Annotated in this window: 12 protein-coding genes; 5 read left to right on the top strand and 7 right to left on the bottom strand. The window is 64.8% G+C overall.

Annotated elements, in window-relative coordinates; translation table 11 throughout:
• Nucleotide 1: 1 nt before the first annotated feature.
• The 4 genes from E4S58_RS03970 to E4S58_RS03955 all read right to left on the bottom strand — a co-directional run bounded on the left by E4S58_RS03970 (nt 2) and on the right by E4S58_RS03955 (nt 3,504).
• Nucleotides 2–214, bottom strand: a complete 213-nt coding sequence (locus E4S58_RS03970; RefSeq protein ID WP_136635001.1) for a twin-arginine translocase TatA/TatE family subunit — start codon at nt 212–214, stop codon at nt 2–4.
• Between the two features lie 227 nt (nt 215–441).
• The gene (locus E4S58_RS03965; protein WP_136635000.1) at nt 442–1,524 is read right to left on the bottom strand and encodes an ABC transporter ATP-binding protein; all 1,083 of its coding nucleotides are present in this window, start codon (nt 1,522–1,524) and stop codon (nt 442–444) included.
• A gap of 75 nt (nt 1,525–1,599) precedes the next feature.
• The gene (locus tag E4S58_RS03960; protein ID WP_136634999.1) at nt 1,600–2,712 is read right to left on the bottom strand and encodes a hypothetical protein; all 1,113 of its coding nucleotides are present in this window, start codon (nt 2,710–2,712) and stop codon (nt 1,600–1,602) included.
• A 12-nt stretch (nt 2,713–2,724) separates the two neighbouring features.
• The gene (locus E4S58_RS03955) at nt 2,725–3,504 is read right to left on the bottom strand and encodes an SDR family oxidoreductase (RefSeq protein ID WP_136634998.1); all 780 of its coding nucleotides are present in this window, start codon (nt 3,502–3,504) and stop codon (nt 2,725–2,727) included.
• A 185-nt stretch (nt 3,505–3,689) separates the two neighbouring features.
• Here E4S58_RS03955 and E4S58_RS03950 point away from each other — a divergent pair, with 185 nt between their 5' ends.
• The 5 genes from E4S58_RS03950 to E4S58_RS03930 all read left to right on the top strand — a co-directional run bounded on the left by E4S58_RS03950 (nt 3,690) and on the right by E4S58_RS03930 (nt 9,535).
• Complete coding sequence (locus E4S58_RS03950; protein WP_136634997.1) at nt 3,690–4,715, top strand: Hint domain-containing protein; 1,026 nt, start codon at nt 3,690–3,692, stop codon at nt 4,713–4,715.
• 108 nt (nt 4,716–4,823) lie between these two features.
• A complete protein-coding gene (locus E4S58_RS03945) occupies nt 4,824–6,431 on the top strand; it encodes a peptide chain release factor 3 (RefSeq protein ID WP_136634996.1) in 1,608 nt (535 codons plus the stop codon).
• Nucleotides 6,432–6,584: 153 nt separating this feature from the next.
• Nucleotides 6,585–7,535, top strand: coding sequence for a glycosyltransferase family 2 protein (locus E4S58_RS03940; protein WP_136634995.1), 951 nt, complete (start codon nt 6,585–6,587; stop codon nt 7,533–7,535).
• Nucleotides 7,536–7,682: 147 nt separating this feature from the next.
• Nucleotides 7,683–9,140: a DEAD/DEAH box helicase gene (locus E4S58_RS03935; RefSeq protein WP_136634994.1), complete on the top strand. Its 1,458-nt coding sequence runs from the start codon at nt 7,683–7,685 to the stop codon at nt 9,138–9,140.
• Between the two features lie 68 nt (nt 9,141–9,208).
• Nucleotides 9,209–9,535, top strand: coding sequence for a PilZ domain-containing protein (locus E4S58_RS03930; RefSeq protein WP_169052589.1), 327 nt, complete (start codon nt 9,209–9,211; stop codon nt 9,533–9,535).
• Between the two features lie 3 nt (nt 9,536–9,538).
• Here E4S58_RS03930 and E4S58_RS03925 read toward each other — a convergent pair whose 3' ends face one another.
• Genes E4S58_RS03925 through E4S58_RS03915 form a run of 3 tightly spaced genes read right to left on the bottom strand, consistent with a single transcriptional unit; the run spans nt 9,539 to nt 12,756 of the window.
• Nucleotides 9,539–11,209, bottom strand: a complete 1,671-nt coding sequence (locus E4S58_RS03925; protein ID WP_136634992.1) for a ribonuclease J — start codon at nt 11,207–11,209, stop codon at nt 9,539–9,541.
• Nucleotides 11,206–11,985, bottom strand: coding sequence for a type III pantothenate kinase (locus E4S58_RS03920; RefSeq protein WP_136634991.1), 780 nt, complete (start codon nt 11,983–11,985; stop codon nt 11,206–11,208). Before E4S58_RS03920 ends, E4S58_RS03925 begins: the two co-directional genes overlap by 4 nt.
• A 12-nt stretch (nt 11,986–11,997) precedes the next feature.
• On the bottom strand, nt 11,998–12,756 hold the full coding sequence (locus E4S58_RS03915; RefSeq protein WP_136634990.1) for a biotin--[acetyl-CoA-carboxylase] ligase: 759 nt from the start codon (nt 12,754–12,756) through the stop codon (nt 11,998–12,000).
• Between the last annotated feature and the right edge of the window lies 1 nt (nt 12,757).

The raw sequence follows: 12,757 nt of genomic DNA, 5'->3' as shown, positions 1-12,757 counted from the left end.
ATCAGGCCTTGTCTTTTTCTTCCGGAGTCACGTCACGGGCCGTGTCGGCCTGCGCGTCTTCCAGTTCCTTGGTTCCGTCGCTCACGCCCTTCTTGAAGGCGGTGATGCCCTTGCCGACCTCGCCCATGAGCGAGGAGATCTTGCCGCGTCCGAAGAGGACCAGCACGACCACGGCGATCAGCAGAAGGCCGGGAAGGCCGATGTTGTTGAGCATGTCATCTCTCCCTGGTTCGCCGGGCGGGGATTTTGCTGTGATCCGCCCGGATCGAAAGTCCCGTCGTATCTAATGGCTCTGACGCGCAAGGGGAAGGTGCATTCCTGTGAATGTGAAAGAAAACAGGTGGATCGGGCGCGGCATATCGACAGGGCGGCGTGGGACCGAGGCGTCGCTGCCGATCACCCGGGGCGTTCCGGCCGGAAGTATCTGGGACCAGACGGAAATCAGTCGCCGACGGGAAAGACGAAGCAGCGGTCGCGCCGGATGGTCAGCCACAGGGGCTTGCCCGGGCTGGGCAGGAAGACGTTCGGCACCGTCGCCTTGATGGTCGATCCGTCGTGATCCATGCGGAATTCGACCAGGCTTTCGTTGCCCATGAACCGCGCCCGGGACACCACGCCGCGCGCGGGCGTGCCGTCCTGTGCCGTGGGCAGCGGCCCCTGCCCGTTGCGGTCGAAGTCGATCTTCAGGTGCTGCGGCCGGATCACGATCTCGACCTCCTGCCCGTCGGGGATGCCCGGTGCCAGGAACTGGCCGAAGGGGGTATCGGTCAGCGCGCCGCGCACGACTCCCCGGATCACGTTGATATCGCTGAAGAACGCCACCGCCTGCTTGTCGATCGGCGCGTTGTAGATATTGTAGGGCGCCCCCTGCTGGACGATCCGGCCATGGCGCATCAGGGCAATCTCATCCGCCATCCGCATGGCTTCGTCCGGCTCGTGCGTGACCAGCAGGACGGCGGTGCCTTCGTCCTTCAGGATGGTCAGCGTGGTGTCGCGGATGTCGTCGCGCAGCCGGTTGTCGAGGCCCGAGAAGGGTTCGTCCATCAGCATGATACGGGGGCGCGGGGCCAGGGCGCGGGCCAGGGCGACGCGCTGCTGTTCGCCGCCCGACAGCTCGTGCGGCCAGGCGTCGATGAAGCGCCGCAGGTCGACGCGGTCCAACATGGCCTCGACCCGGGCGCGATTTTCGGCTGCGCTGCCCGACAGGCCGAAGGCCACGTTCTGCGCCACGGTCAGGTGCGGGAACAGGGCAAAATCCTGAAACATCAGGCCAATGCGGCGGCGCTCGGCGGGCACCCGATAGACCGTGTCGCAGATCAGGTCGCCGTCGACATGGATCTCTCCGGCGTCCTGCAACTCGACCCCGGCGATGATCCGCAGCGTGGTGGACTTGCCGCATCCCGACGGCCCCAGCAGGCAGGTCACCTGCCCCGGCTGGATGGTGAGCGAGACGTCATCGACCACCGCGCGGCCATCAAAGCTGCGCGACAGGTTGCGGACCTCTAGTCTTGGGGGTGTGGTCACCGGATGCCTGATCGTTTTGCAAAGGTTTCGCCGTGGGTATCAGGCAGGCCCCGCGCGGGCAAGGGTCTGGCCGGATCAGGTGGTGAAGGTGACGATGCCGGTGGCGCGGATCCGGCCGTTGACCACCACCTCGACCTCGTGCGGGCCGGGGTTGAGCCGATAGGTGGTGGCGTCGGCAGGCAGCTTGTGCCGCTTGGCCAGGGTCATCGGCTTGCCCGCTGTCAGCTGTGCCACCTTCAGCTTGTGCACCTTGCGGCGCACGCCGGTGCCGCGAATGAACCCGATCGCATAGTCGACCAGGACCGGCAGATCCTCGGCAGCGGTGAGCGTGACCGAGAGGTCGAACCCCTCACCGATCCGGGCCGTCGCGGGCAGGGTCAGATCGGCGTTGACCTGCGCCTCCATCCGGTAGCCCAGCAGGGACAGCGCGCCGGGATGCCCCTTTTTTACCAGATCACGCAGGGCGTGGCGCGTGATCCAGTCCAGCTCGGGCGCGGTCTGCCGTCCGTCGGACCGCCAGCGATGCAAGGCGGCGATCACCGGGCGGGCGTCGAGTTTCGAGATGTCGTTGAGGTGATTGGCCACGGACCGGGTGACGAACCGGGCGGGATCGGCGTGCAACCGATCCAGAAGCGGCATGGCGGCCCCGGCAGGCAGCGTGATCCCGATTCCCCAGGGCAGCCTTGGCCGCGTGCCTTCGCTGACCAGCCGCCGCACGTGATAGCTGGGATGGTCTGCCCATTGCGCCAGACGCTCCTGCGTCTCGTCCGGCCAGCGGTTGAGGAACGGCCGGATCGCATATTCCATCGAAAAGCGCTGCGTCACGGCCTCGATCAGGTCAAGCGCGCGGTCGCGGTGATGCTCCAGCCCGGTCTTGACCGCCACCTCACCCAGGGGTGCATAGATGAAGTGCCCGAAATCATTGTCGGTTTTGGTTGGATCCAGGGGCGGGGGAAGCGCGGCTTGGATCACCTCGGCCGCGCGGTCGAAATCATCCGGAAGCGCCGCGACAAGGCAGTCTGCGATCCAGTCGATCCGCTCTTTCAGCTCAAGCTCGGCAAACCGCCCGAGGATGCGATCCTCGAGCCCGGGGCCAAAGGCGGGGTCGTTCGCGCGGAACCGGGCGACCAGGCCGCCGACCGTTTCCGCGTTGAACAGCTGATCCTTGAGCGAATAGCCCCCCGCCATATCCCGCCCCCGTCAGGTGGTCGAATTGAACGCCCCGCCGTCCAGCAGGATGTTCTGCCCCACCATGAAGCCCGCATGTTGCGAACACATGAAGGCGCAGGTGGCACCGAATTCTTCCGCCTTGCCGATGCGGCCCGTCGGGTTGGCGGCGTCGCGGTTGCGGGCGGCTTCCTCGATCGTGATGCCCTCGCGGTCGGCAGTGGCCTTGGCCAGCGACGTGGCGCGGTCGGTGGCGTGCAGGCCGGGCAGCAGGTTGTTGATCGTCACGCCATGCTGCGCCACCTGCCGCGCGGTGCCCGCGACATAGCCGGTCAGCCCGGCGCGGGCCGAATTCGACAGGCCCAGCTGCGCGATCGGCGACCGGACAGAGGCCGAGGTGATGTTGACCACACGGCCCCAGCCGCGGTCGATCATGCCGGGCAGCAGCGCCTTCATCAGCGCGATCGGGGCCAGCATGTTGGCGTCCAGCGCCTTGATGAAATCCTCTCGCTCCCACTCGGTCCAGAAGCCCGGGGGCGGGCCGCCCGCGTTGTTGACAAGGATGTCGATCTGGCCCGCAGCCTCAAGCACGCGGGCGCGGCCTTCGTCGGTGGCGATGTCGGCGGCCACGGTCGTGACCTCGACCCCGTAGGTGTCGCGGATCTCCTGCGCCGTCGCCTCAAGCGCCTCGGCCCCGCGTGCGTTCAGAACAAGGTCGACGCCCGCTTCAGCCAGTGCCATCGCACAGCCACGGCCCAGCCCCTTGGACGAGGCGCAGACCAATGCGCGCTTGCCAGTAATCCCGAGGTCCATGTATCCTCCTGTCCGGGCCAAGGGCCCGTTATCCTTTTGTTTCCGTCGGCCTGTTAGCTTGATTGCGGTCCGAAACCGCAACAATGACGGCAAATGACCCGGGACCCGCCCGGATGCCGCCACAATCGCCGCCTAGTCCTACACTCATGCCGGACCGACCCGGCAGTGGAAAGGTGTAAAGTGCAATGATCTCTGCGATCGCCAAACCCGCAGCGTCGATCCCGGTCTTCCGCGCCCGCGATCTGACTTGCGTACATGGCGCGAACGAAGGCGACGATCTGACCTTCGCGGCAGAGCTGATGCTGGACGACAGCTACTGGTTCACCGATGGCGCGCGGCAGGTCCGGCTGGGCGTCGAATCGTCCGACGCGGGCGCCATCACCATCGGCGAAGATACCGGCGTCGGCACACCCGGCGCCTCGGTCCACCTGGACAGTTGCCTGACATTCATGTCCCCCGACGGCGCCACGACCGAAGTACTGCTTCTGGTCGAGGTCGACATGTTCGGCGATGCGGCGGCGGTCTATGCCCTGCCGCTTGCGCCGCTGGCCCCGCGCATCGACTACACCCTGGTCGGCATCGATGTCGAAGATGCGGCCCGGAAGTTCGCCGAAGTCGCCTGCGTGTCCTTCACGCGCGGCACCCGGATCACGCTGGCCTCGGGCGCGCAACGCGCGATCGAGGCGCTGAAGATCGGTGACCGTGTGCTGACCCGTGACAATGGTGTGCAGGAAATCCGCTGGATCGGCCATTCGACCGTTCGGGCCGTGGGCGATTTTGCCCCGATCGTGATCCGCGCCGGGGCGCTCAACAATGATGACGACCTTGTGGTCAGCCCCGATCACCGGCTGTTCATCTACCAACGCGAAGATGCCATCGGCGCCGGTCGCCGCGAACTTCTGGTCAAGGCGCGCCATCTGGTCAATGGCAGCACCGTGACGCAGCAGGATGGCGGGTTCGTCGAATACTACCAGCTGCTCTTCGACGGGCACGAGATCATCTACGCCGAGGGAATCGCCGCAGAAACCCTTCTGGTCGACACGCGCACCCGCGCGGCCCTTCCGCCCGAGCTGGACGAGGTTCTGGCGCGCGCCCTGCCCGGCCACGCGGACCGTCCGCACCTGCAGTTTGAGGTTCAGAAAGCCCTGCTGGATCAGCCTGATGCGGCAGGTGTGCTGCGGGCGGCGTCGCGACGGACCGGCACGCGCTAGGCTCATCGGGGCATCGTTCGCCCTCGTCTCGGCGTCGAACACATCGAATCCCATTGACTGCAGCCTTGCGCCGCTTGCCGTTTTCGGCGGGACTGCTATATCGCCGCCATGCTGGACACGCCCTCAAACCGCCCCACCCTGCCGCCCGAGATCGCGCGGCGCCGGACTTTTGCGATCATCTCTCACCCGGATGCGGGGAAGACGACGCTGACGGAAAAGTTCCTGCTGTTCGGCGGTGCGATCCAGATGGCCGGTCAGGTCCGCGCCAAGGGCGAGGCGCGGCGCACCCGGTCGGACTTCATGCAGATGGAGAAGGATCGCGGGATCTCGGTCTCGGCCTCTGCGATGTCGTTCGATTACAAGAACTTCCGGTTCAATCTTGTCGACACGCCCGGCCACTCGGACTTTTCGGAAGACACCTATCGCACGCTGACGGCCGTGGATGCTGCCGTGATGGTGATCGACGGCGCAAAGGGTGTGGAGAGCCAGACGCGGAAACTGTTCGAAGTTTGCCGCCTGCGCGATCTGCCGACCTTGACATTTTGCAACAAAATGGACCGGGAAAGTCGAGATACCTTCGACATCATTGACGAAATCCAGGAAAACCTGGCGATTGACGTCAGCCCTGCCTCCTGGCCGATCGGGACCGGGTCGGACTTTGTCGGATGCTACGATCTGCTGCGGGACCGGCTTGAGCTGATGGATCGTGCCGACCGGAACCGCGTTGCCGCTACGATCGAAATCAACGGTCTCGACGATCCTCTGCTGGAAAAGCACGTGCCTGCGCATCTTCTCGACAAGCTTCGGGAAGAGGTCGAAATGGCCCGCGAACTGCTGCCCAAGCTGGACCCCCAGGCGGTGCTTGAAGGGCACATGACGCCGATCTGGTTCGGCTCTGCGATCAATTCCTTCGGCGTGAAGGAACTGATGGACGGCATCGGCACCTACGGCCCCGAACCGCAGGTGCAATCGGCCGAACCGCGCCAGATCGCGCCGGATGAAAAGAAGGTCGCGGGCTTTGTTTTCAAGGTTCAGGCAAACATGGATCCCAAACACCGGGACCGCGTCGCCTTTATCCGGCTCGCCTCCGGGCACTTTGAACGCGGCATGAAACTGACCCATGTGCGCACGAAGAAACCGATGGCGATTTCAAACCCCGTGCTCTTTCTTGCCGCCGACCGCGAACTGGCAGAAGAGGCCTGGGCCGGCGATATCATCGGCATTCCCAATCACGGCCAGCTGCGCATCGGCGACACGCTGACGGAAGGCGAAGCGCTGCGTGTCAGCGGCATCCCCTCCTTCGCGCCAGAGCTGTTGCAGACAGTCCGCGCGGGCGATCCGATGAAGGCAAAGCACCTGGAAAAGGCGCTGATGCAGTTCGCCGAGGAAGGCGCGGCAAAGGTCTTCAAGCCGTCCTTCGGGTCCGGCTTCATCGTCGGCGTCGTCGGCGCCCTGCAGTTCGAGGTCCTGGGTAGCCGGATCGAGCTGGAATACAGCCTGCCGGTGCGCTTCGACAGTTCCCAGTTCACCTCGGCGAGGTGGGTGAAGGGCGACCGGCAAGCGGTTGATAAGTTTGTGAATGCGAACAAACAGCATATTGCAACGGACCACGACGGCGACGTCGTCTACCTGACCCGCCTGCAATGGGATATCGACCGCGTGGAGCGTGACTATCCCGAAATCAAGCTGACCGCGACGAAAGAGATGATGGGCTGAGCCGCTTGCCAGCCCGGCAGCGGCGCGGCACTCTCGCTGCATGATCTGTGTGATGCATGTCCAATCCGCCTCGCGGCCTGTGGATAACCTTGTCCAAAGTCGTTGCATCAACCGGTTGCAACACACAGCTCATGTCGCCGCAGGCGGCTTTGCATGACCACCTGGGGCATCGTCAGCACGATCAAGGCCCCGATGCGCGACGTGCTCGACTTTGCCGCCTGGCATCTTGAGCTTGGCGCGCACCGCTTGTTCATCCACCTCGACGCCCCGGACGCCGCAACCTTTGCCATTCTCAAGGCCCATCCCCGGATCCGGCCGCTCGTCACCGACGATGACTACTGGCACTCAAGGGGGCGCGGCCGACCGGAGAAGGTCGAACCCCGTCAGACGTTTAACGCGACACGAACCTACAGGCGACGCGCCGATGTCGACTGGCTGGTGCATATCGATGTTGACGAGTTCCTGATCCCTACCGGAACGGTGGCCGGCCACCTCGCCCTTTTGCCCGAAGACTGCCATGTCGCGCGGCTGCGCCCCATGGAGGCCTTGGCACCGCTCGACGCCCCCTCGGATACTTGGAATTTCAAGACTTTGGCGATCGACTTGCCGACGCGCCATCGGCTGGCAGAAGAGGTCTGGCCGACGTATGGTCGTCACCTCAACGGCGGCTTTCTTAGCCATGTTGCAGGGAAGGTCGCCGTTCGGACCGGTTTGCCGGCCCCGGCCTTCCGCATCCATAATTTCCTGTCGGGCGACACACAGAACCCCGGCATGCAGGAACTGCCGGACATCGCCCTGGCCCACCTTCATGCCCGCAGTTGGGAGGATTGGCGGGCCCACTATGATTATCGCCACAGGCTGGGGGCTTACCGCGCAGAGCTCAAACCCAACAAGATCCGCGAAAAGGGTGGGCTAACCATGCACGAGGTCTTCGCCATGCTTGAGGACCAGGGCGGGGACACGGCCCTTCGGCAGTTTTTCGACGAAGTCTGCGCTGCCACTCCCGGTCACCTGTCCCGATTGCGCGCGGCGGGGCTGCTGCGGCAGGAACAGTTGCCGCTAACCGCGATCCGGGAAAAACACTTTCCCGGGGCCGCCGTGTGATCCGAGAGCTTACGCATTTGACGAAACTGCGTTTTTCCGGTATGCCCGCCGCACTTGGGCCGATCTGAATCACTCATCTCAGAGCCATCCGGGCAACCGGCCCCCACGCCGCGCGGGCCAAGACGTGTCCGCAAACTACGGATACGCATGACAAAATTTACTGATCTGAACCTGGACCCCAAGGTCCTGAAAGCCATTGCCGAGGCCGGCTACGAATCGCCGACGCCGATTCAGGCGGGCGCCATTCCCCCTGCGCTTGAAGGGCGCGACGTGCTGGGTATCGCCCAGACCGGGACCGGCAAGACGGCCAGCTTTACGCTGCCGATGATCACACTGCTGTCGAAGGGCCGCGCCCGGGCGCGGATGCCGCGCAGCCTCGTGCTTGCTCCGACCCGAGAGCTGGCGGCACAAGTTGCCGAAAACTTCGACACTTACACGAAACACCTCAAGTTGACGAAAGCGCTGTTGATCGGCGGTGTCAGCTTCAAGGAACAGGACGCGCTGATCGACCGTGGCGTCGATGTTCTGATCGCGACGCCCGGCCGTCTGCTTGACCATTTCGAACGTGGGAAGCTTCTGCTGACCGGCGTGCAGATCATGGTGGTGGACGAAGCCGACCGTATGCTCGACATGGGCTTCATCCCTGATATCGAACGCATTTTCTCGCTGACGCCGTTCACCCGGCAGACGCTTTTCTTCTCGGCCACCATGGCGCCCGAGATCGAGAGAATTACCAATACCTTCCTTTCCAACCCGGAACGGATCGAAGTGGCGCGCCAGGCGACGACGTCGGAGACGATCGAGCAGGGCGTTGTCATGTTCAAGGCATCCCGCAAGGATCGTGAAGGGTCGGAAAAGCGGCGCCTGCTGCGTGACCTGATCGAATCCGAAGGCGAGGGCTGCCGGAACGCGATCATCTTCTGCAACCGGAAGACCGACGTGGACATCACCGCCAAGTCCTTGAAAAAGTACGGGTATGACGCCGCGCCGATCCATGGCGACCTGGAACAATCGCAGCGGATGAAGACGCTGGACGGGTTCCGCGACGGCTCGCTCCGGTTCCTCGTGGCCTCGGACGTGGCTGCGCGCGGGCTGGATATTCCCAACGTGAGCCACGTGTTCAACTTTGACGTCCCCAGCCATGCCGAAGACTACGTGCACCGGATCGGTCGCACTGGCCGCGCCGGTCGTCAGGGCAAGGCCGTGATGATCTGCGTGCCGCGCGACGAAAAGAACCTCGACGATATCGAGCAGCTGGTCGAAAAGACCATCCCGCGGCTTGACACACCGAACGCCCCTGCCCCTGCGGCGGCGGTCGAAGAGGACACGACCGAAGCCAAACCGCGCCGGTCGCGGGGCGGCCGCGGCCGTGGTCGCGACAAGCCTGTCGAAACCGAAGCGAAGGTCGAAGCCAAGACCGAGGCCGTCGAGGTCGCCGAACAGGCCGCGCCGACCAAGGACGATCCCAAATCCGACGACAAGCCCAAGGGCGATCAGCGGCGTGGGCGTCGGCGGGGCCGCGATGACGACAACAAGGTTGTCGGCATGGGCGATCATATGCCCAGCTTCATCGCGCTAAGCTTTGACGAACGGCGCGCCAGCTAAGGCGCGTCTTAACCCTTCTTCAACGGTTGTCAGCTAATCACAGGAGAGATCCTGTGAAAGGTTGGCCCATGGGTGCTGTCGCGCAGCCCACTCTGGCGTCCGTGCGCCAGTTCGAACGTATTCATGTCAATTTGACGGGGATCGCCGTGTTTGGCGGCGGCGCGACCAGCGTGCGGGTGCTTGATCTGTCCTACGGCGGGGCGCGGATCGAGCTGCCCCTGCCGGCGGACTCCTATGGCGCGACGACGATCGCCTCATTACGGGTGTCGCAGGTCTTGCAGATGCGGGTGGTGTGGCGCTGGTCACGGGACCGGCAGATGGGGGTCGAGTTCGCCTCGCCCGCCTTGGCGCGGGGGGCCATTGCGCAGTTGGTCGCCGCGCAACAGCCCTTTTAGACCTCAGGTCAGGCGGCTGACGACGACCGTGACCTCGGGCTTCTTGCCGATTTCGTCGTTGGCCGACTGGCGGATGACGCGGCGCAGGGCCTCTTCGATCTTGTCGTCATCCGACAGGGTGGCCTGCCCTGCCCGGTTCAGGAACTGCGACAGGTCTTCCTCAAGCACCTCTTGCAGGGGCGCGCGGGACCGTCCCAGTTCGGGCAGCCCCATCAGGTCGCACCAGGGATCGCCAAGCGGTTCGTCTTCTTCGTCCAGGACGACCGTCACGGTGACATGCCCGTTCAGCGCCATGCGGATCCGGTCGCGGATGATGCCATCCAAGGCGCCGATCTGCACCGATCCGTCCAGGTAAGTCCGCCCGGTTTCGACATAATCCACAACTTCTGGCGCATTGCCCGACAGCGAGACCATCGTGCCATTGACCGCCAGCACACCCTTGCGACGCTTCTGTTCCGCCAGCTTGGTATGTTCCCGCAGGTGACGATGTTCGCCGTGCATCGGGACCACGATCTGCGGGTTCACGATGTCCTGCATGCGCTCAAGATCCGGGCGGTTGGCGTGCCCGGACACGTGATAGAGCCCGGAGCTGTCGTCGACCACATCGACACCCAGTTCCGAGAAGCTGTTGATAATGCGAATGACTTCCTTCTCGTTCCCCGGAATGGTCTTGGAGGAGAAGAGGAAGGTGTCGCCCTCTTTCAGGGTCAGCCCCATGTGCTTGCCGCGCGACAGCTGGGCCGAGGCGGCACGGCGTTCGCCCTGGCTGCCGGTGACGATCAGCATCAGGTTCTCGCGCGGGATGTTCTTGGCATCCTCGGGCGACACGACCGTCGGGAAGTCCGACAGGACGCCGGTCTTGATCGAGGCTTCGATCATGCGGCGCATCGCCCGGCCCAACAGGCAGATCGACCGTCCGGCGGCAACGCCCGCATCGGCCAGGGTCTTCACCCGCGCGACGTTCGAGGCAAAGGTCGTGGCGACGAACATGCCGGTCGAGGAGTTGACCAGGCGGGTAATCTCGGGCCCGACGACGGCTTCGGACCGGCCGGCGTGGCCGGAGAAGACGTTGGTGGAATCGCAGACCAGCGCACGCACGCCGGTGGAAGCGACCTCGCGCCAAAGCGCCTCGTCAAAGGCTTCGCCGACCAGCGGGGTTTCGTCCAGCTTGAAGTCGCCAGTGTGGATCACGCGGCCTTCGGGGCTGTCGATGACCAAGCCGGAGCTTTCGGGGATCGAGTGGGAAATCGGCAGGAAGCCGACCCGGAACGGGCCCAGCTGGATCTGTTCGGGCCAGACATTGGCGACGGTGACGGCGTTGTCGCCGACCCCGTATTCCGCCAGCTTGCCGCGGGCGATGTTCGCCGTGAAGGGCCGCGCGTAGATCTTGGGCGCGCCGAGGCGTTCATACAGATGCCCGACCGCGCCGACGTGGTCTTCGTGCGCATGGGTGATCAGCAGCGCCTCGAGCCGGTCCTTGCGTTCTTCAAGCCAGGTGATGTCGGCGAAGATCAGGTCGACCCCCGGGGTCGTGTCCATGTCCGGGAAGGCGACGCCGAGGTCCACGAGGATCAGCCTCTCCTCTCCCGGCCGCCCGTATCCGTAGACGTAGGCGTTCATGCCGATTTCCCCGGCGCCACCGAGGGGGAGATAGATCAGCCGTTCATTGCTCATGCGTTGCCCTGTTCAAGGTTGTAGTCATAGATGATCCGAAGACCGTGGATCGTGATGAATTCATCGAAGTGATCGTAGAGGGTATCCCCCTGACCGAAGAGCGGCGCAAGGCCCCCGGTCGAAATAACCTTCATCGGTCGGTCATATTCGGCCTGGATCTGTTCGGTGATCCCCCGGACAAGCCCGACATAGCCCCAGAAGATACCCGACTGCATACAGGCGACGGTGTTGGTGCCAATGACCTTCTGCGGTTTCGTCACATCCACGTGGGGCAACGCGGCGGCCATTTCATGCAGCGCCTGCAGCGACAGGTTCACGCCGGGCGCGATCACGCCACCGACATAGGCGCCATCGTCGGCCACCACGTCGAAGGTGGTGGCGGTGCCGAAATCGACCACGATCAGGTTGCCGCCGTACCGGTCATAGGCCCCGGCCGAGTTCACGAGCCGGTCCGGCCCGACCACGGTGCCCGCATCCACGCGCGGCTGGCGCGGCAGCAGGCATTCGGGCTTGCCGACGACATAGGGGCGGCAGTTGAAGTACCGGTCGGCGAGGACACGCAGGTTAAAGACCACGCGCGGCACGGTCGATGAGATGATGACCGCGTTGATGTCGACGGGCAGCTTGTGATGCTCCATCAGCGTGGAAAACCACACGAAATACTGGTCGGCGGTCATCTGGTGGTCGGTGGCCGTGCGCAGGGTGCACAGGGCCTTGTCCCCGTCGAGAACCGAGAAGACCGTGTTGGTGTTGCCGCAGTCGATGGCGAGAAGCATGTGCGCCCCCTGTCAGAAGAAAATGTCGGCGGCCGCGATGGCGGTGCGGCCCTGCGCGGTGGCCAGGATCAGCCGTCCGGTGTCGTCGATCGTCTCGAACGTGCCGGTGGTTTCATCCGTGCCGGTGCGGGCGGTGATGACATCGCCCAGATGCGCCGCACGGTTCAACCATTCGGTCCGGATCGGCGCGAAACCGTAGGTGGTGAACTGCGCCTCGTAGCGGGCGAAGGCGGGGGCGAGGAAGGTCAGGAATTCCTCGGGGGTGGTCTGGGCCCCGGCCTCGGTCAGGGCGACGGGCCGCAGGGCGCGGGCCTCGACCTCCTCCGCGCCGGGGGCGGCGGCAAGGTTGACGCCAATCCCGATCGACGCAGCGGCGGTGCGCCCGCCGGAGGCCAGGCTTTCCAGCAGGATCCCGGCCAGTTTGCCGCCGTTCAGCAGAACATCATTGGGCCATTTCAGCGCAAACCCCTCGGTCCGGCCGGTGACGGCGGTGCAGGCGTCATGCAGCGCAAGCGAGGCGATGAAGCTGCGCAGGGCAAGCCGGTCGGGCGTGTCGCTTGTCGGCAGGATCAGCGTGGTGGCGAGGTTGCCCGGCGGCATCGACCAGGGGCGGCCCCGGCGACCGCGTGCGGCGGTCTGCTGCAAGGCAAGGATCCACAAGGGGCGGGTGACGCCCCCGGCAAAGCGGCGCTGCGCTTCGCTCAGGGTGCTGTCGACCGTCTCGAGGATAAGCTTGTCGTGGCCTTCGGGCCACGACGGCAGCGCGCTCATC

The sequence above is a fragment of the Pseudooceanicola onchidii genome, from assembly GCF_004959925.1.
In the GTDB taxonomy this organism is placed as follows: Bacteria; Pseudomonadota; Alphaproteobacteria; order Rhodobacterales; family Rhodobacteraceae; genus Pseudooceanicola; species Pseudooceanicola onchidii.
This window is presented reverse-complemented; position numbering and strand designations above follow the sequence as displayed.